The organism is Mesorhizobium sp. CC13, assembly GCF_039907765.1.
Lineage (GTDB): Bacteria > Pseudomonadota > Alphaproteobacteria > Rhizobiales > Rhizobiaceae > Aminobacter.
This window is the reverse complement of sequence record NZ_JARDJI010000016.1, coordinates 66,617-86,059: the sequence shown is the minus strand read 5'-3', so window position 1 is coordinate 86,059 and position 19,443 is coordinate 66,617. Positions and strand designations below refer to the sequence as shown.

The window sequence follows — 19,443 nt, the reverse complement described above, 5'->3', positions numbered from 1 at the left end:
TGGAGATGGCGCAAGTCACGGTCACCATCGACGGCAAGCAATACCGCATGGCCTGCGACGAAGGGCAGGAAGATCACCTGATCGATCTCGCCAGCCGGTTCGACCGCTATGTCATGCACCTCAAGGACTCGTTCGGCGAGATCGGCGACCAGCGCCTGACGGTGATGGCCGGCATCATGGTGATGGACGAGCTCAACGAGCTGCAGAAGCGCGTCAAGGGCATGGAAACCGAGGTGCTGACGCTGCGCAAGACGCGCGACGACGCGCTGATCAAGGCCGACAAGAACGATTCCGCGCTGATCGGGGCGCTCGGCGCGCTGGCCCAGCGCATGGAAGACCTGGCGGTGAAGCTGACGAGCAAGGCCTGAGCCGGCGCGGCAGTGGACGTTACACGGCACTGACGCCGCAGGCACAGGGGCTGCCGGCATCCGGCGGTGAGGCCGAAATGCAAAACGCGCCGGCAAGCCGGCGCGTTTCTCGTTTCCTGCTGAGGCCCGTGGTCAGGCGTCGATGGTGCGCAGCGCCTGGGCCTGCTTCTTGGCGGCCGCCTTGACCGCGTCCTGCACCTTCTCGAAGGCGCGCACCTCGATCTGGCGGACACGCTCGCGGCTGATGTCGAACTCGGCCGAGAGCTCTTCCAGCGTCAGCGGCTCCTCGGCGAGGCGACGGGCCTCGAAGATGCGCTTCTCGCGGTCGTTGAGCACCGACATGGCGCTCGCCAGCATGCCGCGGCGATTTTCGAGCTCGTCCTGCTCGATCAGCATCTCTTCCTGGCTGTCGTGGTCGTCGACCAGCCAGTCCTGCCACTCGCCGGACTCGCCCTCGGTGGCGCGGATAGGCGCGTTGAGCGAGGCGTCGCCCGAGAGGCGGCGGTTCATCGACACCACCTCTTCCTCGGAGACGTTGAGCCGGGTGGCGATCTCGGCGATCTGGTCGGGCTTGAGGTCGCCGTCGTCGAGCGCCTGGATCTTGCCCTTGACCTTGCGCAGGTTGAAGAACAGGCGCTTCTGGTTGGCGGTGGTGCCCATCTTGACGAGGCTCCACGAGCGCAGGATGTACTCCTGGATCGAGGCCTTGATCCACCACATGGCATAGGTGGCCAGCCGGAAGCCGCGCTCCGGCTCGAACTTCTTGACGGCCTGCATGAGGCCGACATTGCCTTCCGAGATCACCTCGCCGATGGGCAGGCCATAGCCGCGGTAGCCCATGGCGATCTTGGCCACGAGGCGCAGGTGGCTGGTGACGAGCTTGTGCGCGGCGGTGGTGTCCTCATGCTCATTGTACCGCTTGGCGAGCATGTACTCTTCCTGCGGCTGAAGCATCGGAAAGCGGCGGATTTCTTCCAGGTAGCGGCTGAGGCCGCCTTCACCGGAAACGATACTGGGTAGTGACTGGGCCATAAAGCGCCCTCCCTCTCTGCGAGAATTGCTCCCTGATCCAGGCGAGCAGGTGGCGCGACTGCCGAACGCCTATCGCGCCAAGGGTTCTATACAGGAACAAAACCGGAAAAGACAGCTTTTGTTCAACGCGAAACAGTGTGTCACGCCAAAGTGAACAATGCCAGTCAACTTTCCTGATCGTGCCTTCAGAGATTCCGAAAGCCCTCGACCAGCTCCCCCATGTCGCGAGGCAGCGGGGCCTCGAACCGCATCAACAGATGGGTGGCCGGGTGGCGGAATGCAAGGAGACGGGCATGCAGCGCCTGGCGCGGGAAGGCCTTGACGGCGGACCGCAGCGGCTCGGGCAGGCGGTTCGACTTGGTGCGGAAGGCCTGGCCGTAGTCGGGGTCGCCGACGACGGGGTGGCCGATATGGGCCATGTGCACGCGGATCTGGTGGGTGCGGCCGGTCTCCAGCCGGCATTCGACCAGGCTGGCGGTGGTGAACTCGGCCTGATCCCCGCCGAAGCGCTCCTCGACGGCGTAGTGGGTGACGGCGTGGCGGGCGTCGTCGCGGTGCTCGGGGACGACGGCGCGGCGGACGCGGTCGGCGTGGCGGCCGAGCGGGGCGTCGATCGTGCCGGTCATGCGCGGCAGGATACCCCAGACGAGCGCCGAATAGGCGCGCTCGAGGTCGCCGGTACGGCCGTGGTCGGCGAAGGCCTCGGACAGGGACTTGTGGGCGCGGTCGGTCTTGGCGACGACCATGACGCCGCTCGTCTCCTTGTCGAGGCGGTGGACGATGCCGGGCCGCCTGACGCCGCCGATGCCGGAGAGGCTTGCGCCGCAATGGTGGATCAGCGCATTGACCAGCGTGCCGCTCCAGTTGCCGGCGCCGGGATGGACGACGAGGCCGGCGGGCTTGTCGATGACGATCAGCTCGTCGTCCTCGAACAGGATGGCGAGGGGGATGTCCTCGCCCTGCGGTTCGGCGGCCTCGGGCTCGGGCATCTCGACGGCGATCTCGTCGCCTGGCGCGAGCTTGCGCTTGGCTTCGTCCACCGGCCTGCCGGCGACACGCACCGCGCCCTGCTTGATCAGCGCCTGGACGCGGCTGCGCGACAGGTCGGGGGCGAGCCGCGCCGCCAGCCACTGGTCGATGCGCTGGCCTGCGGCATCGGAGTCGGCCGTCAGCACTATCAATGTGCCTGCCTCTTCGCTATCTGATGCGCTCATTGCAAATATTCCGGATGTTTTGCCCATGGCCGGCCCATATCACGACGAAGAAGACGAAAAGCCGCTCGATCCCGCAGTGGAGCGCGTGCGCAGGAAGCTCGTCCGCTTTGCCGTCATCAATATCGGGCTGCTGCTGGTGGCCGTTATGGCCGTCGCCGGCGCGCTTGTCTACAAATCGCGCACGGCGCAGACGGCGACGCCGGTGATCGGCGGCGACATCCCGACGCCGGCCGGCGGGCCGCTGACCGGGGACATCGTCCTGCCCGCTGGCGCCAGGATCGTGTCGCAGGCGATCTCGGGCGGCCGCCTCTCGCTCGACGCGGAACTCGCCGACGGCAGCCGCACCATCTTCGTCTACGACATGGCCGAACGCCGGATCATCGGCCAGTTCGCCGTCAAGGCGCAGTGAGCGCCTTCCCCGCCTCGGGACGGCGAGTTGCCACGGTCGCGGTGGTCGTCGCCGGCTATGACGAGGCGATCGCCTGGTACACGGAAAAGCTCGGTTTCAGGCTCGTCGCCGATGTCGATCTCGGCCATGGCAAGCGCTGGGTGACGGTCGAGCCCGGCGAAGGGCAGGGCGCGCGGCTGCTGCTGGCGCGGGCGGACGGCGACAGGCAGGCGGCGAGCATCGGCAACCAGACCGGCGGCCGCGTCTTCCTGTTCCTCGAAACCGACGATTTTGCCCGCGACCATGCGCTGATGACCGAAAGGGGCGTGTCGTTCCGGGAAGCGCCGCGCCGCGAGGCCTACGGCACCGTCGCCGTCTTCGCCGATCTCCACGGCAACCTGTGGGATCTCATCGAGCCGAAACGCTGAACTGTGCGCGGCTGCAAATAACCGCGGCGGGGCTGTTGCTTTTTCGGAAACGCCCGACTATATCGCGGCTCTCGGCTGCGCCCATCGTCTAGCGGTCAGGACGGCGCCCTCTCACGGCGCAAACAGGGGTTCGATTCCCCTTGGGCGTACCAACTTCCCGAATTCATTTGGATTTTGTCCGATCCCATAGCTTGGGGTGGGCCGTTCATGGCACGAGTCCGCGTCGAATGCCCCCGGCCAAAAACACAACGGCCGGTCGCGGGGTTGCACCCACGACCGGATCCGCCATGGCCAGCACCTGTTGCGGGAGTTGCGGCGCCCTTCGAAGCGCTGGCTTGCGATCCCCAGGATCACGCCCTCATGGTGCCAGAGAGGAGCACCCGGCGCTATCGCGATGGCGGTCTAGTTCCTTCGAGCTATGGACGTCCTCCGGGGCATCCGCTGCCGGTCCACACGCGGGCGGTTGAACACGGCCGCTGCAGATGCGACAAGGGCGGCGGAACGGGGACACCAACGATCCGACCGCAGGACACCCACACCGACGCATCCGGCGCTCGCGACTGGCGGGCGACATTCTCGATGCGCGCGCTGACGGCGCTGCTTTTCTGGGCGCTGGTGCTGCTGCCGAGCCTCGCGCCTTCGCCGCTGCCCACGGCCGTGCCCTATGGCCAGCAGGCCGGCCTCTCGGACGGCAATGTGCTTCCGGTCCTGGCCAATCCCGATCGCGACCTCAGCGCCATTCGCAATTCCGGCTCGCAGCAGGAGCCGAAGGCGACCGGAAACGGCAGCAAGGCGCTCTACGCCGCCGCGGCGTGGAGCAACGCGCTGCGGCAAGCGCGGCTGGCAGTTGCGCCGCCGCGCGCCGCAATGCTGCCCAACACAGGCTTTGTCGCCTTTTCGGCGCGCGCCCCGCCGGCCGAGGTCTAGAGACCAACTCTTCATCGACAGCTGCGCCGCTGCCGGCGTTCGACCGAAATGATGCGTCGGGCGCGGCCGCGCGGCCGTCTCCGGACCTTTTGCCCGACAAGGGAATATCATGAGCAACAATCAGACCGGCCAGGCCAAGGCCGCCGCCGCCGGAAACAAGGAAGCCCTCAAGGGGTGGATCGTCATACTGGCGCTGGTGGGCGTGGTGCTGACCTCCGCCTATCTCTACACCCACTGACTTGAGACCGGCCCCGCCGCCAGACGCGGCGGGGCTGGCCTACCGCGGCCCGCCGGTTCAGGGTTCGCTTGCCGGGAGCTTTCTCGAAAATTCGAGGCCGTCGACCATCAGCAGGCCCGGATCAGGCGCCGCGGCAACGCGGTCGACGCCGTCGCTGCAGGAGAAGACCGGCCAGCCGGCATCCGTGCAGAATATCTCGACGAACCAGTTGCCGAGACGATCGGTGAGGCTGATCCACAACGACCCGTCGCGCAGGCGGCGGATGTGCGAGCCGTTGGACGCGGTCCAGGTCCATGGGCCGCCATAGGGCGGCCGGTCGACGAGGATGAAGGGATAGGCCCGTGGCTCGAGGCCCTCGTACTCCGCCGCCGTCCGATAGCGCATCATCGCGGTGGCATAGTCGGCTGCGATCCGCGGCCAGTGCCCGTACAGTGCTGCCACGCCGTGCTGACCTGGGGAGACGAGCAGCGCCCGGCCGCGGTGCTCGGCGCCCTCGGCCGGCGCTCCGGCGGCAAGAGCGGCGATGATCGCCACGACCATCGTTGCGAGCCGATCCATCTGTCGCCCCTGCCGGCCTTGCCGGTGATTCCCGTGGACTGACGTGGGGCATTGTCGGTCCAGCGGGGGAGATCGTCCATCCCGGCGAGGCGACGTTCACGACAATTATAGGGGCCTTGGCGGCAAGACCTCGGGCGCCGGCAGCGGCTGGCCTGCGGGAAAACGGACCATGCCGCCGGAAAATGCAAGTTGCAGGCAATGACAGCCGGAGACGGTCGCCTCCGGCTGTCATGCGTTGCTTGGTGATTGGAAAGGGTCAGGCCGCAGTCTTCGCCCTGAAGCGCGGCACGCTGGCCAGAAGCATGCCTTCGTCGCGCACACCGGACCGATAGAGGGAGATCAATGTCCTGGCAATTTCGGTTGCCCACACGGAACTCGGGTCCTCGCCGCGGTCGATGCAGATCTGGTCGAACACGCGCTGGATGAGGTTGAGGTCAGCAGGATAAATCGGGGAGTTAGGCCGGGTGAAAAGTACGTGCTCCATAGTCTTCTCCCAAGGGGTTACCTGGTTATTTGCCTTCCGGTATGCGCCTGCCCGTATCAATAGAAGGCTGCACCGCGCGCGCAATTGCGCGCTGTCTCGGAGACGAGGCGTCCTACGCCGCCGCGCCGATCCTCCGATCGGGCGACGTCGCCATAGCCGTTACGCAAGTATCGAGATGAGCCGGGAGTGTCAGGCCGTCCGTCTTAAGGACAACGCGGGCCATAGCCGATTGCATCGACCTTGCCTCCCAATCGCGACGGTTGCATGGTGCCGCTTTTCTATTTTCAGGCGAAGATTGCTCCACAACCGCTCCGATGTCGAGTCACCCTGGGTTGTATTCAATTGTTGGAAACCCAGCATTTCCGCGTTCAGGGCCTGCCGCGGGGCAGGCGACAGGCCCTGGCGAGCGCGGCTGAAAGGAATAAAGACCACGCTCGGCTGCGCCTGAGGTGAACTCCGCAGCCGGGCCATGGTTCCATCGCCGGAGGCGGGAAAATCGAATTCGGCGGCGCCTCTTCACCGATCGTTCACCATCGCTCCCGCACCATCCCTTTGCGCAGTGTATCGAGTGCGCGTCTTCGGCAACGCCCGGCGGGTGCACAACCCTTCAGCCCGCCGGTGCGTTGCGAGACCTTCCAGCCTTTTCATTCTTTCCGCCTTGTCATAGCCTCATCCGGAGGCGCAGGGCGAGGCTGCGCACCAAACGGGCGGACCGACCGCCGGTTTCGAGCAGAAGGGAACCGCGCTTGTCTGAAATGACCATCATCGTCGAGTTCGAGACGCTGGACGGGGCCGAAGAGCAGTTCATCGACCTGATCTCGGAACATGCGCGGGCGACGCTGCAGGAGGAGCCGGGCTGCCTGCGTTTCGAGGTGATCAAGCCGGTGGAGCGCGACGGCACGCCGATCGCCAACAAGGTGATGGTCAACGAGCTCTATGTCGACGAGGCGGCGGTCGCCGCCCACGAGCGCAATCCGCGCATGCCCGACGTGCAGGCCTCGATCTCGCCGCTGCTCAAGTCGCGCCGGCTGATCATGGCCGCCTCGCTGATCCTCAAGGAGCCCAATGGCGGAATGAGGCCCGAGGAACTCAACGCCGCCAACGACGACTGACGGCGGCAAGCCGGCTTACGGCCCGCATTAAGGTTAATCGATCGTTAGTGCTTCTGCGGCATGGTTGCCGCGGCGGTGTGCGGAGGAGCGCGCCCGCCCTTGCATGCAGGGCAGACGGGGATGCGGAAAGACCTTGGGCCGGACGGCGACGTGCCGGCGGACGAGCGGGCCGGCGGCCCGACGGGAACGCCTGTTGCAGCGGACGGACATGAGGTGAACCTGCCTCATGCCGACCTCGAGCGCACCATCGAATCCATGACGATGGGTGTCGTGCTGGTCGACGGCGACCTCAATGTGCAGTTCATCAACCGGGCATTCTACGGCATCTGGAAGGTGACCCACGAACAGGTTGCCCTGGGCTGCCGCTTCCGCGCGCTGATGGACATCAACCGCCACAACGGCGTCTACGACATTGCCGACGGCGAATGGGAGGCCTATGTCGCCCGTCGCGAGGACGAGATCCGCGCCGGCGACGTGGTGCCGCGCGAGTTCCGCCGCGCCGACGGCTGCACGATGATCTATTCGGTGACAGCGCTTTCCGGCGGCAAGCGCCTTGTTTCCTACTACGACGTCAGCGAGATGAAGCGGCGCGAGACGGAAGCCGAGGAGGCGCGGCGACGGCTGACCGAGGTGCTGGAATCGCTGCCGGCCGGCGTCGTCATCTACGACCGCGACGACCGTTTCGTGCTTGCCAACCGGAAGCTGAAGCAGGCGCTGCCGGCACTGGCCCCGGCCATGGTGGAGGGCAGCTCGCTGCGCGAGAGCCTGCTTCTGGCGCAGCGCCACGGCTACTACCGCGACACCGGCGACGTGGCGCTCGACGCGCTCTACGACGCCGACCCGGAGGCCTGGGTCGAGGGCATGGCGGGCCGCTACCACGCCACCCAGACGGTGCGCGAAAGGCGCAATCCGGACGGCCACTGGTACCAGATCTTCGACCAGAGGCTGGCGGACGGAACCTTCATCGGCGTGCGCGTCGACATCACCGAACTCAAGCAGCGCGAACGTGCGCTGCAGGACAGCATGCGCGAGAACGAGGTGTTCCGCAGCCTGATCGACAACGTGCCGGTGTCGATCTACGCCAAGCGCGACGACCTCAGGCTCATGTATGTCAACCAGGGGTGGTGCGAGCTCACCGGCCGTTCCAAGGAAGAGGCGATCGGCAGGACGGACGCCGAGATCTTCGGCCCCGAGGGCGAGGCCTTCATGGAGGCCGACCGCAAGGTGATGCGGACCGGCGCGACCCTCGAGATCGAGGAGACGGCGACGCAGTCCGACGGCTCGACCCGCCACCAGTTCGCCCGCAAGAGCGCGCTGATGGCCTCCGACGGATCGCTCTACCTGATCGGCTCGACCACCAACATCACCGAACTCAAGCAGCGCGAACGGGAACTGGAGGAGGCGCAGCGCCGGGCGGTGCTCGCCGACCGCGCCAAGTCGGAGTTCCTCGCCAATATGAGCCACGAGATCCGCACGCCGATGAACGGCGTGCTCGGCATGGCCGAGCTCCTGGCGAAATCCGATCTCGATCCCAAGCAGCGCGCCTTCACCGACATCATCGTCAAATCGGGCAATGCGTTGCTCACCATCATCAACGACATCCTCGATTTCTCGAAGATCGACGCCGGGCAGCTGGTGCTCGACCCCACGCCCTTCAACCTCTCGGAAGCGGTCGAGGACGTGGCGACGCTGATGTCGACGCGCGCCAAGGAGAAGGATCTCGAACTGATCGTGCGCATGCAGCCCGAGCTGCGGCATTGCTATGTCGGCGATGTCGGGCGCATCAGGCAGATCATCACCAACCTCATCGGCAATGCGGTGAAGTTCACCGATTCCGGCCATGTGCTGGTGGACGTGACCGGCAGCGGCGAAGGCGACCAGACCAGGCTGCGCATCGCCGTCGCCGATACCGGCATCGGCATCCCCGAAAGCAAGCTCAAGCTGGTGTTCGAGAAGTTCAGCCAGGTCGATTCCTCGTCGACGCGCCGGCACGAGGGCACGGGGCTGGGCCTCGCCATCACCTCGCGGCTGGTCGACATGATGGGCGGGCAGATGGGCGTGGAGAGCATCGAGGGTGCGGGCTCGACCTTCTGGTTCTCCTTGGTGCTGCCCGATGCGCCGGAGATCGAATCGCGTCCGGCGGCGCTCATCGACGTCAGCGGGGCGCGGGTGCTGATCGTCGACGACAACGCCGTCAACCGTACCATCCTGTCCGAGCAGATGGCGTCGTGGGGCTTCGACAGCTGCGCGGCGCGCAGCGGCGACGAGGGCCTGCGGGTGCTCAACGCGGCGCATGAGCGCGGCATCAAGGTCGATTGCGTCGTGCTCGACTACCAGATGCCGAGCATGACCGGGGCCGAGATGGCGCGCATCGTGCGGCGCATGCCGGGGCTCGCCGAGACGCCGATCGTCATGCTGACCTCGGTCGACCAGTCGCTGTCGGGACCGGGCTACAACGACCTCGCCATCGACGCGCAGCTGATCAAGCCGGCGCGCTCCTCGGCGCTGCTCGAGGCGCTGGTGGCGACCATCCAGCGTCGCAGGGGGGCGAGTTTCACGCCGGTCGAGGCCGCGGCGGCCACGCTGCCGGCGAAGCAAGCGGCTGCTCCCGCGGCCAATGTGAAGCGCATGCGCCATGGCCAGCGGCAAGCCGGCGAGGACGGGCTCGACATCCTCGTCGCCGAGGACAACGAGGTGAATCAGCTGGTGTTCAGCCAGATCCTGGCGGAGACCAATCTGAGCTTCGAGATCGTCGGCAACGGCCGCCGCGCCGTGGCCGCCTATGGCGAGCGCCGGCCCCGCCTCATCCTGATGGACGTGTCGATGCCCGAGATGAACGGGCTCGAGGCGACAGGCGAGATCCGCAGGCTGGAGCAAGGCACGGGCGTGCGCGTGCCGATCATCGGCGTGACGGCGCATGCGCTGAAGGGCGACAAGGAACGCTGCCTCGAAGCCGGCATGGACGACTACCTGCCCAAGCCGATCAGCCCGCGGGCGCTGCTCGAAAAGATCGAGCGCTGGTCGTGGCAGGACGAGGAACGCCGCGGCGCGGTGTGAGCCGGCCTTGGCCCCGGCGATACCAAGACTGTGGAAATGTGACGGAACGCGCTGCGAAACGGCTGCCTGCCTTTAGGTAGGCGGCTTGCATTCGTGCGCGGTCTGTTGTTTGCCTCGCGCCGGCAAAGGACCGGCCGCGCAAAGCCTTGGCCGCCATGCACAGCGACCGTTACCGGGGTGACACATAACTGTCATCTAACTGTAATAGAGGGGGGCTATTGGCTCACCGGGCGCCGAAAGAAGGCGTCGAACGAGATACTCCAACAGGAGCAGGCCCCATGAAAAAAGCTCTTCTCACCGCGTCGGCTGCGGCCCTCGCGTTCGCCGCCTCGGTAGGCTACGCCTCGGCTCGCGACCAGGTCCAGATCGCCGGTTCGTCGACCGTTCTGCCCTATGCCAAGATCGTTGCCGAGCAGTTCGGCGAGACCTTCACCAAGTTCAAGACCCCGGTGGTCGAGTCCGGCGGCTCCGGCGCCGGCATCAAGGAATTCTGCAAGGGCGTGGGCGAGAACACCATCGACATCGCCAACTCGTCGCGACCGATGAAGAAGGACGAGATCAAGTCCTGCCAGGACGCCGGCGTCAAGGACGTCCAGGAAGTGAAGATCGGCTATGACGGCATCGTCTTCGCGACCGACGTGAACGGCCCGGACTGGGCGCTGACGCCGGAAGACGTCTACAAGGCGCTGGCCGCCAAGATCGTCGTCGACGGCAAGCTGGTCGACAACACCAACTCCAAGTGGAACCAGGTCAACCCGAACCTGCCCGACTGGGACATCGCCGCCTACATCCCGGGCGAGAAGCACGGCACCCGTGAGGTGTTCGAGGAGAAGCTGCTGGTCGCCGGCTGCAAGAAGCTCGGCGGCGTCGAAGCCGGCAAAGCTTCGGGCCTCGACGACAAGGCTGCCGAAGCCGCCTGCAAGGCGGTCCGCAAGGACGGCAAGGCCATCGACATCGACGGCGACTATTCCGAGACGCTGGCCCGCATCGACTCGAACAAGACTGGCGTCGGCGTGTTCGGCCTGGCCTTCTACGAAAACAACGCCGACAAGCTGAAGGTCGCCACCGTCGGCGGCGTGACGCCTTCGGTCGAGACCATCGCCAAGGGTGAGTACCCGGTGTCGCGTCCGCTGTTTTTCTACGTCAAGAAGGCGCATCTCGGCGTCATCCCCGGCCTGAAGGAATATGTCGAGTTCTTCCTCGACGACCAGATGGTCGGCCCGGAGAGCCCGCTCGCCGACTACGGCCTGGTTGCCGCGCCGGACGCCGAGCGCGCCGCGCAGCGCGAAGCCTTTGGCGCCGGCAAGACCATGTAATGAGCTGCCATGGGGCGCCGGAAAAAGCCGGCGCCCCATGGAATATTCTGCCCGCTGTCCCGTTCGGCATAGCGATCTGAATCCACCGAGGCTGGCCCATGTCCTTCCTGACCGTTTTCGCCATCGTGCTTGCCATAGGCCTGGCTGCGTTCGTGATCGGCCGGCAGCGGGCGGTCGCGCAGGACGACGGGACGGTGAAGCCGCATTCGCGGCCGCACTATCACGGCTGGTGGGCGTTCCTGACGGGCGTCGTGCCGGCGGTGATCTTCCTCGCCTCCTGGGGCGTGGGCGCCAACGCCTATCTCAACAGTTTCGTCCATTCCGCTCTTCCCGCCGACGTCGCCGACGGCACGGTGGCGCATGAAGACCTGGCCGCAGGGCTGGTGAAGAGCCTCGCCAGCGGGCTCAACCGCCTCGACGACAAGGAGCGGGTCGCGCTGCCCCAGACCTTCGCCGAACTGCAGCCGATGCTTTCGGCCAACGGCGTCGCGCTGGCCCCCGACACGCAGGACTACATGATCCCGATCGCGGTCGAGACCAACCGCACCGCCGACCGGCTGAACCTGATCTCCGCGATCGTTTCCATCGGCGTGGCGCTGATCGGCTCGGTCTACGGGCTGAGCAGGATCAGCCCGCGTACCCGGGCGCGCAACAACGTCGAACAGATCATGCTGGGCGGCCTGGTCGGGGCCTCCACCATCGCGATCGTGACCACGATCGGCATCGTGCTGTCGATGCTGTTCCAGACCATCGCCTTCTTCGAGAAGGTGTCGCCGATGAGCTTCTTCTTCGGCACGGTCTGGGATCCCCGCTTCGCCGCCGCCGGCTCCGGTGGCGCGGAGGGCCAGTTCGGCTTGATCCCGCTTCTCGCCGGCACGCTCTACATCGCCTTCGTGGCGCTCCTCGTCGCCGTGCCGATCGGGCTGATGTCGGCCGTCTACATGTCCGAATACGCCGCGCCCAAGGTACGCGCGCTGGTCAAGCCGGCGCTGGAGCTGCTGGCCGGCATCCCGACCATCGTCTACGGCATCTTCGCGCTGGTGGCCCTCGGGCCGTTCCTGCGCGACATCAGTGCTGCCCTTGCCGGCGGCACGCCCTTCATCCAGGCGCAGTCGATCCTGACCGCCGGCCTGGTGATGGGCGTCATGCTGATCCCGGTCGTCTCGTCGCTCTCCGACGACATCATAACGGCAGTGCCGCGCGCCCTGCGCGACGGCTCGCTGGGCCTCGGCGCCACGCGCTCCGAAACGATCAAGCGCGTCGTCCTGCCGGCCGCGTTGCCGGGCATCGTCGGCGCCATCCTGCTCACCGCCTCGCGCGCCATCGGCGAGACGATGATCGTGGTGCTGGCGGCCGGCGTGGCGGCCAACCTGACGCTCAACCCGTTCGAGGCGATGACGACCATCACGGTCAAGATCGTCAACCAGCTGACGGGCGACCTGGAGTTCAACACCCCGCAGACGCTCGTCGCCTTCGCGCTCGGCATCACGCTGTTCGCACTGACCTTGGTGATGAACATCGTCGCGCTCTACATCGTCCGGAAGTACCGGGAGCAGTACGAATGACCGATATTTCGCTCGACACGCTGACCAGTTCGACCGCGCCCGCGCGCCGCGACATCGGCCTCAGGAAGCGCTACGCCGCCGAACGCCGGTTCCGCCTCTACGGGGTGCTGGCGATCGCCGTCGGCCTGGCGTTCCTGGCGATCATGCTCGGCTCGATCGTAACCAAGGGCTACACCGCCTTCTGGCAGACGACGGTGACGCTGCCGATCAGCTTCGACGAAAAGATCATCGACCCCGACAACAAGCGGGCCACCGATCCGGACGTGCTGATCACGGCCAACTATCCGAAGCTCGCCGAGAACGCACTGATCGAAAAGCTCGGCATCGACCCGAAGGACCGCGCCACGGTGCGCAAGCTCAAGGGCTTCCTGTCCGAGGGCTCGCGGGTGCAGCTCCGCGCCATCGTGGCTGCCGACCCCTCGGTGATCGGCACCACGCGCAACGTCGACATCCTCGCCGCGGCGAACATGGACTCGGCCTATAAGGGCCAGATCGACCTCAGCGTGCCGGAGAGCCGCCGCAAGGTTTCGGACCAGCAGGTCGAGTGGATGAACAAGCTCGAGGCCGAAGGCGCCATGAGCGAGCATTTCAACACGGGCCTGTTCAGCTTCGGCGCCTCCAGCCGTCCCGAGAGTTCGGGCCTGGGCGTGGCCATCATCGGCTCGTTCTTCATGATGGGCATCGTGCTGCTGCTCGCCCTGCCCATCGGCGTCGCCGCCTCGATATATCTCGAGGAATTCGCCAAGAAGAACCGCTTCACCGACCTGATCGAGGTGAACATCAACAACCTCGCCGCGGTGCCGTCGATCGTCTTCGGCCTGCTCGGCCTCGCCGTGTTCATCAACTTCCTCGGCCTGCCGCGCTCGGCGTCCTTCGTCGGCGGCCTGGTGCTGACGCTGATGACGCTGCCGACGATCATCATCGCCACCCGCGCGGCGCTTGCCGCGGTGCCGCCGTCGATCCGCTCGGCCGCGCTCGGACTCGGCGCCTCGAAGATGCAGATGGTGTTCCAGCACGTGCTGCCGCTGGCTGCGCCCGGCATTCTGACCGGCACCATCATCGGCCTGGCGCGCGCGCTGGGCGAGACGGCGCCGCTGCTGCTCATCGGCATGGTGGCCTTCGTGGCCGACTATCCGAAAACCCCCTTCGACCCGGCGACGGCGCTGCCGGTGCAGATCTACATGTGGGCGAACGAGGCCGAACGCGCCTTCGTCGAGCGCATGTCGGGCGCCATCATCATCCTGCTGGTCTTCCTCATGGCCATGAACATCGTCGCCATCGTTCTCAGGCGGCGTTTCGAGCGGCGCTGGTAGGCGTGGACAAGGAGCACCCCTCTATGAACATCATGAGCGAGAAAACCCTCGAAAACGCGGTGAACGCCGAGATGAACAGACCCAACGAACTCATCAAGATGCGCGGCGACAATGTGACCGTGCACTACGGCGAGAAGCAGGCGCTCTTCGGCGTCGACCTGGACGTCCGCGAGAACCAGGTCACCGCGCTGATCGGGCCGTCGGGCTGCGGCAAGTCGACCTTCCTGCGCTGCCTCAACCGCATGAACGACACCATCGACAGCGCCCGCGTCGGTGGCAAGATCACCCTCGACAGCGAGGACATCTACGATCCCAAGATCGACGTCGTCGAGCTGCGCGCCCGCGTCGGCATGGTGTTCCAGAAGCCGAATCCGTTCCCGAAGACGATCTACGAGAACGTCGCCTACGGCCCGCGCATCCACGGCCTCGCCAAGTCCAAGGCCGATCTCGACCAGATCGTCGAGAAAAGCCTGCAGCGGGCGGCGCTCTGGAACGAGGTCAAGGACCGCCTGCACGAAGCCGGCACCGGCCTGTCCGGCGGCCAGCAGCAGCGCCTGTGCATCGCCCGCGCGATCGCGGTGTCGCCCGAAGTGATCCTGATGGACGAGCCGTGCTCGGCGCTCGATCCGATCGCCACCGCCAAGGTGGAGGAACTGATCGACGAACTGCGCGAGAACTTCACCATCGTCATCGTGACCCATTCGATGCAGCAGGCGGCGCGCGTGTCGCAGCGGACCGCGATGTTCCATCTCGGCTACCTGGTCGAGGAAGGCCCGACCGACAAGATGTTCACCAACCCCGACGACAAGCGGACGCAGGACTACATCACCGGCCGCTTCGGCTGAGTGGACGCCGCTCCGATCACAAAGACGAGGATACGATCATGGGCGAGCACACAGTCCGGTCCTTCGACGAGGAACTCCAGCACGTCGACCAGGTCATCCGCGACATGGGCGACCTGTCGGCCACGATGGTGGCGAACGCCATCCGCGCGCTGCTTTCGTCCGACCAGCCGCTGGCGCAGAACGTCATTGCCGACGACACCATCATGGACGCCAGGCAGCGCGATCTCGACAACAGCGCGATCACGCTGATCGCCAAGCGCCAGCCGATGGCCCAGGACCTGCGCGCCGTGGTCGGCGCGATCCGCATGGCGGGCGACCTCGAGCGCATCGGCGATCTCGCCAAGAACATCGCCAAGCGGGTGGGCGCGGTCGGCCAGTCGGCGATGCCGCGCAATCTGTCGCATTCGATCGACGCCATGGCGCAGCTGGTGCTCGGCCAGGTGCGCGGCGTGGTCGATCTCTATGTCGCGCGCGACGCCGAAGGCCTCAAGAACCTGCGCACCGACGACCAGAAGGTCGACGTACAATACACGGCCGTGTTCCGCGAGCTCCTGACCTACATGATGGAGGATCCGCGCAACATCACCGCCTGCACGCATCTCCTGTTCTGCGCCAAGAACCTCGAGCGCATCGGCGACCATGTCACCAACATCGCCGAGAACGCCTATTTCGTGGTCACCGGCACGCAGCTGCCGCTCAATCGGCCGAAGGTCGACGAAACCACGTCGCCCATGTCGGCCTGACGTCTTCCGCAACCGCATGCGTTTGGCGCGGGGGCGCTGCACAGGTTAAATCAGCGCATGGTCCGAACCGGGCCGTGCGCCAGGACAAGGTATAGGCGATGATCGCTCCCAAGGTCATGGTCGTCGAGGACGAAGAGCCCCTCGGCGTGCTGCTGCGCTACAACCTCGAGGCCGAAGGCTACCAGGTGGAAGTGGTGACGCGCGGCGACGAGGCCGAACTGCGGCTGCAGGAAAACGTGCCCGACCTTTTGGTGCTCGACTGGATGGTGCCGGCGCTTTCCGGCATCGAGCTCTGCCGCCGGCTGAGGATGCGCCCCGAGACCGAACGGCTGCCGATCATCATGCTGACGGCCCGCGGCGAGGAAAGCGACCGGGTGCGCGGGCTTTCCACCGGCGCCGACGACTATCTGGTGAAGCCGTTCTCGACGCCGGAGTTCATGGCGCGGGTGAAGGCGCTGCTGCGCCGCGCCAAGCCCGAGGTGCTGTCTTCGGTGCTCAAGGTCGGAGACATCGTGCTCGACCGCGAGTCGCACCGGGTCTATCGCAAGAAGAGCGAGATCAAGCTCGGGCCGACGGAGTTCCGCCTGCTCGAATTCATGATGCGCCATCCCGGCCGCGTGTTCTCGCGCAGCCAGCTGCTCGACAATGTCTGGGGCGAGACGATCTACATCGACGAGCGCACCGTCGACGTGCATGTCGGGCGCCTGCGCAAGGCCGTCAACAACGGCCGCATGCCGGACGTGATCCGCACCATCCGCGGCGCCGGCTACGCCATCCGGGAAGAATAGCTGCCGGCAAACGGCATCGCGCCGGCTGGACGATCAACCTGGCCAGTGTCCCAATGTCACAGGGGCCGCTGCGCGCTCGTAGCGTTCGCGACAGCCGGCGGCACCTGAGCTGTCGCGCCGATGCGTGGCGCCGCCATGCCGTTCCAGCATTTTGCGGCGCTCAAATCATTGCAGCCCAACGTGTTCGGTCTGGCGCTGTACAATACAAAGATTCCAGTTATGGGATGCTTGTATCGTCGATACAGGTTCCCAATCAGTAGCAAAGACAACCAGAATTTGTCTTGAGATGACAATTTATTGATTGCGGCAATACTCAAAATTGCCACTTTTCATGCTAGCTGGGACGCCGTGCGTAACTTGCTGTCGGCCATCTTCCTGGTGTTGGTCACCATTCTCAACGGACTGTCCCTCGAACGGGCAGCGGCCGAAGGCATGAACTTTTCTGCCGAGTTGCCGAGGGTGGCCGCGCAGGCGGAAATCACTGCCGTCGCCGACGAGTGCATGCCGTCCCCGGACCGCTGCACCGTCGAATTGTCCGCCGAAAGCCTCGCCAGCCTGCACTGCCTGGGCGAATGTCCTGCCTGGCTGACCCACGTCGAGCCTGCCGCGCCGTTCCGCGCCGCGGCTGTGATGCTGCTTCCAGACCTCCTGCTGCGCGTCGGGTCGACCGCATCGCTGTTGCGGCCGCCCATCGCTGCCTGATTTTCAACCGATCGCTCCTCGGTCCACGCCGACGAAGCCGTTCGAAGTCAGCTGCGAAGGGGAAGAGGATGACCTCCCGAACCCGCCCGTCGCCCGCACGCCTGCTCGTGGCAATCGCGCCGCGAAATGCCGGATCATCCCAAGCGCGCATGCGCCGTCATCGATCGGCTGATCGGTGCCGATGGTTGCATTCGCCTGATCACGACCGGGGCCGACCTCCCTGACCCCGCGTCGACCTGAATGAAAGAAATGAGTCCAGGAGACTGCCTAATGAACACAGACACAATAGAAACCAACGCCGCGGAGCCCGTCGCGGGAGACGGCCCGGCCCTGAGCCGCCGACGCTTCCTCACCGGTGCGGCGAGCCTGGGGACGCTTGTCGTGTCCGGCTGCGTCAGCACCCAGGAATCGGCCGCGCCGGTGGCAAAGGCACCGGTCGAACCGGCGCCGGTCGCCGACGCCAATGCCCTTGCGATGTACGGCCCGCTCCCGAACGAGCGGTTCCCCATTCCCGCGGTCGACCTGAAGAAGGTGCCGAGCCGCTACTATAGGCGGCAGGTCGACTATGCCACCGAAGAGCCGGTCGGAACGCTCGTCGTCGATACGGATAATTTCTACCTCTACCTCGTCCAGCCGGGCGGCAAGGCCATGCGCTACGGCGTCGGACTTGGCCGGGCCGGCTTCACCTGGGCGGGCAGGGGCCGTATCGGCTGGAAGCAGGAATGGCCGAAGTGGACGCCGCCGGACGAGATGATCTCGCGTCAGCCGAACCTCGCCCAGTGGAGCGCCGACCGGGGCGGCATGCCGCCCGGCCTGACGAACCCGCTGGGCGCGCGGGCCCTCTACGTCTTCCAGGGCAAGGTCGATACGCTCTACCGTGTCCACGGAACGCCGGAGTACTGGACCATCGGCAAGGCGGTTTCGAGCGGCTGCGTCCGCCTGATGAACCAGGACATCATCGATCTGTACGACCGGGTGCCCAGCCAGTCTCCCATACTCGTGCTGGGCGACCCGACCCAACCCCACACCCACGAGGTCGCCGGCGGCAGCGCGCCCGCCCCGCAGGCCGGCTGATACGACGGTCACCCCTGAGGTCCTCGCCGGGCGGCTGCGCATTGCCGCCCGGCAGACATGGAGCAGATCCGACATGAATACCCGCATCAGTGCCTTGGGGCGCGGAATCGCCATCGGTTCGCATGGACGCGCCATCCTGAAGGGCGCGGCCGCGGCCGCGTTGACCTTCGCCGCGCTCGGAACCGTTTCGGCGCTCTGGGACAATCCGTTCTTCGTCCGGATGACCGCCGTCGCGGGCTGGGAACTGCCCGCCCTGGTGGTCATGTCGGCGTTCTCGGGGCTCTACATCGCCGTTCGGCGCCCCGTCTGCTCGGTGCGCCGCGCGGGGATAGGCGGCGTGACGGGCTTCATCGGCATCGCCTGCCCGACCTGCAACAAGGTCCTCATGCTTCTGTTCGGGAGCGAATTCCTGCTGATGTGGTTCGACCCGATCCGCCCATTGATTTCCGCGCTCGGCATAGCGCTCCTCGCCATCGCTTCATGGCACGAGCTGCGCGCTCGTCGCGCGGATGCCGCTGACCCAACGCAACTGGAGTATCCCAAGTGACCGATATCCCCGCCGCTCCCGTCCGCGCCGGCCTCGTCCCTCTTGCCTGGCGCCGGATGCTGCTTCGCCATCTCGTCGTCATCGGCGTTTCGGCGGCGCTGATCTATGGATTTGCCGTCGTTCACGGGCAGTGGAGCCCGATGCACCGGTGGAACCGCGCCTTCGCGGACGCTTCGCTGGCGCTCCTGGTGATCACCATGTCGATCGGGCCAGGGGCGCGCCTGTGGCCGGCGTTGCTGCGGGCGGTTGCCTATCGGCGCGAAACCGGAATCTACGCGACGCTTCTGGCGGCCGTGCATACGGTCATCATCCTCGGCGGCTGGGTCGAGTGGGATTTCGCGCGGCTTTTCGGCTACGAAATCATCCCGCAGACGGGCGAGTACGTGATGTTCCAGCAGGGCTTCGGGCTTGCCAACCTGATCGGCATTGCCGCGCTGGCCTACGCGCTCATGCTCATGTTCACCTCGAACGACCGGTCGATCCGCCTGCTCGGGACTTCGGTCTGGAAGTTCCTGCAGAACGGCGCAACGGTGCTGTGGGGGCTCGCCCTGGTGCACACGGCCTACTTCCTGTTCATGCACTTCCTGAGCTTCCATCGCCCGACGCCCGAGCCGAACCCGCTGCAGTGGCCCTTCGTGGCGGCGATACTGTCGGTGCTCTTGCTGCGTGCCGCGGCCTTTGTTTCGACCTGGGGCAAGAAAAGGAACAGTTCGAGGTGATGGCCGTCCAGCGCCTGACCGGGCA

21 protein-coding genes and 1 tRNA gene are annotated in these 19,443 nt (G+C 66.1%); 18 read left to right on the top strand and 4 right to left on the bottom strand.

The window, feature by feature from the left end:
* Nucleotides 1-5 precede the first annotated feature (5 nt).
* Nucleotides 6-368, top strand: a complete 363-nt coding sequence (locus PV773_RS19260; protein ID WP_340037825.1) for a cell division protein ZapA — start codon at nucleotides 6-8, stop codon at nucleotides 366-368.
* Nucleotides 369-500: 132 nt separating this feature from the next.
* Here PV773_RS19260 and rpoH read toward each other — a convergent pair whose 3' ends face one another.
* Together rpoH and PV773_RS19250 are read right to left on the bottom strand one after the other, a co-directional pair.
* Complete coding sequence (rpoH, locus tag PV773_RS19255; RefSeq protein ID WP_340037824.1) at nucleotides 501-1,400, bottom strand: RNA polymerase sigma factor RpoH; 900 nt, start codon at nucleotides 1,398-1,400, stop codon at nucleotides 501-503.
* 185 nt (nucleotides 1,401-1,585) lie between these two features.
* Nucleotides 1,586-2,614 (bottom strand): RluA family pseudouridine synthase, encoded by a 1,029-nt coding sequence (locus PV773_RS19250; RefSeq protein ID WP_347967897.1) that lies wholly within the window; start codon nucleotides 2,612-2,614, stop codon nucleotides 1,586-1,588.
* A 25-nt stretch (nucleotides 2,615-2,639) separates the two neighbouring features.
* Between PV773_RS19250 and PV773_RS19245 the strand changes: the two genes are divergently transcribed.
* The 5 genes from PV773_RS19245 (at nucleotide 2,640) to PV773_RS19225 (ending at nucleotide 4,595) form a co-directional block, all read left to right on the top strand.
* Nucleotides 2,640-3,023 carry a fimbrial protein gene (locus tag PV773_RS19245; RefSeq protein ID WP_347967896.1) on the top strand — a complete coding sequence of 128 codons (384 nt, stop codon included), beginning with the start codon at nucleotides 2,640-2,642 and terminating at the stop codon, nucleotides 3,021-3,023.
* A complete protein-coding gene (locus PV773_RS19240; RefSeq protein WP_347967895.1) occupies nucleotides 3,020-3,430 on the top strand; it encodes a VOC family protein in 411 nt (136 codons plus the stop codon). Before PV773_RS19245 ends, PV773_RS19240 begins: the two co-directional genes overlap by 4 nt.
* Nucleotides 3,431-3,507: 77 nt before the next feature.
* Nucleotides 3,508-3,582, top strand: a tRNA-Glu gene (locus PV773_RS19235).
* 427 nt (nucleotides 3,583-4,009) lie between these two features.
* Complete coding sequence (locus PV773_RS19230; protein ID WP_347967894.1) at nucleotides 4,010-4,357, top strand: hypothetical protein; 348 nt, start codon at nucleotides 4,010-4,012, stop codon at nucleotides 4,355-4,357.
* 109 nt (nucleotides 4,358-4,466) lie between these two features.
* Entirely contained in the window at nucleotides 4,467-4,595 is a 129-nt protein-coding gene (locus PV773_RS19225; RefSeq protein WP_347967893.1) for a hypothetical protein, read from the top strand.
* A 57-nt stretch (nucleotides 4,596-4,652) separates the two neighbouring features.
* Here PV773_RS19225 and PV773_RS19220 read toward each other — a convergent pair whose 3' ends face one another.
* A complete protein-coding gene (locus tag PV773_RS19220; RefSeq protein ID WP_347967892.1) occupies nucleotides 4,653-5,153 on the bottom strand; it encodes a hypothetical protein in 501 nt (166 codons plus the stop codon).
* Nucleotides 5,154-5,409: 256 nt separating this feature from the next.
* Complete coding sequence (locus PV773_RS19215; RefSeq protein ID WP_340037817.1) at nucleotides 5,410-5,637, bottom strand: hypothetical protein; 228 nt, start codon at nucleotides 5,635-5,637, stop codon at nucleotides 5,410-5,412.
* Nucleotides 5,638-6,392: 755 nt separating this feature from the next.
* Between PV773_RS19215 and PV773_RS19210 the strand changes: the two genes are divergently transcribed.
* From PV773_RS19210 to PV773_RS19155, 12 genes are all read left to right on the top strand, one after another.
* Complete coding sequence (locus tag PV773_RS19210) at nucleotides 6,393-6,749, top strand: antibiotic biosynthesis monooxygenase (protein WP_347967926.1); 357 nt, start codon at nucleotides 6,393-6,395, stop codon at nucleotides 6,747-6,749.
* Between the two features lie 120 nt (nucleotides 6,750-6,869).
* The gene (locus tag PV773_RS19205) at nucleotides 6,870-9,806 is read left to right on the top strand and encodes a response regulator (RefSeq protein ID WP_347967891.1); all 2,937 of its coding nucleotides are present in this window, start codon (nucleotides 6,870-6,872) and stop codon (nucleotides 9,804-9,806) included.
* A 278-nt stretch (nucleotides 9,807-10,084) separates the two neighbouring features.
* Nucleotides 10,085-11,122: a substrate-binding domain-containing protein gene (locus tag PV773_RS19200; RefSeq protein WP_347967890.1), complete on the top strand. Its 1,038-nt coding sequence runs from the start codon at nucleotides 10,085-10,087 to the stop codon at nucleotides 11,120-11,122.
* 98 nt (nucleotides 11,123-11,220) lie between these two features.
* Nucleotides 11,221-12,687 (top strand): phosphate ABC transporter permease subunit PstC, encoded by a 1,467-nt coding sequence (gene pstC, locus PV773_RS19195; protein ID WP_347967889.1) that lies wholly within the window; start codon nucleotides 11,221-11,223, stop codon nucleotides 12,685-12,687.
* Nucleotides 12,684-14,000 carry a phosphate ABC transporter permease PstA gene (pstA, locus tag PV773_RS19190; RefSeq protein ID WP_347967888.1) on the top strand — a complete coding sequence of 439 codons (1,317 nt, stop codon included), beginning with the start codon at nucleotides 12,684-12,686 and terminating at the stop codon, nucleotides 13,998-14,000. The genes pstC and pstA overlap by 4 nt, the downstream gene beginning before the upstream one ends.
* Nucleotides 14,001-14,023: 23 nt before the next feature.
* Nucleotides 14,024-14,845 carry a phosphate ABC transporter ATP-binding protein PstB gene (pstB, locus tag PV773_RS19185; RefSeq protein WP_347967887.1) on the top strand — a complete coding sequence of 274 codons (822 nt, stop codon included), beginning with the start codon at nucleotides 14,024-14,026 and terminating at the stop codon, nucleotides 14,843-14,845.
* Nucleotides 14,846-14,883: 38 nt separating this feature from the next.
* A complete protein-coding gene (gene phoU / locus PV773_RS19180) occupies nucleotides 14,884-15,588 on the top strand; it encodes a phosphate signaling complex protein PhoU (protein ID WP_347967886.1) in 705 nt (234 codons plus the stop codon).
* Between the two features lie 98 nt (nucleotides 15,589-15,686).
* A complete protein-coding gene (phoB, locus tag PV773_RS19175; protein ID WP_340038101.1) occupies nucleotides 15,687-16,376 on the top strand; it encodes a phosphate regulon transcriptional regulator PhoB in 690 nt (229 codons plus the stop codon).
* A gap of 357 nt (nucleotides 16,377-16,733) precedes the next feature.
* Nucleotides 16,734-17,078 carry a hypothetical protein gene (locus PV773_RS19170; protein WP_347967885.1) on the top strand — a complete coding sequence of 115 codons (345 nt, stop codon included), beginning with the start codon at nucleotides 16,734-16,736 and terminating at the stop codon, nucleotides 17,076-17,078.
* A gap of 270 nt (nucleotides 17,079-17,348) precedes the next feature.
* Nucleotides 17,349-18,152: a L,D-transpeptidase gene (locus tag PV773_RS19165; RefSeq protein WP_347967884.1), complete on the top strand. Its 804-nt coding sequence runs from the start codon at nucleotides 17,349-17,351 to the stop codon at nucleotides 18,150-18,152.
* A 73-nt stretch (nucleotides 18,153-18,225) separates the two neighbouring features.
* Nucleotides 18,226-18,699 carry a hypothetical protein gene (locus PV773_RS19160; protein ID WP_347967883.1) on the top strand — a complete coding sequence of 158 codons (474 nt, stop codon included), beginning with the start codon at nucleotides 18,226-18,228 and terminating at the stop codon, nucleotides 18,697-18,699.
* On the top strand, nucleotides 18,696-19,418 hold the full coding sequence (locus PV773_RS19155; RefSeq protein ID WP_347967882.1) for a hypothetical protein: 723 nt from the start codon (nucleotides 18,696-18,698) through the stop codon (nucleotides 19,416-19,418). Before PV773_RS19160 ends, PV773_RS19155 begins: the two co-directional genes overlap by 4 nt.
* The last annotated feature ends 25 nt before the right edge of the window (nucleotides 19,419-19,443 follow it).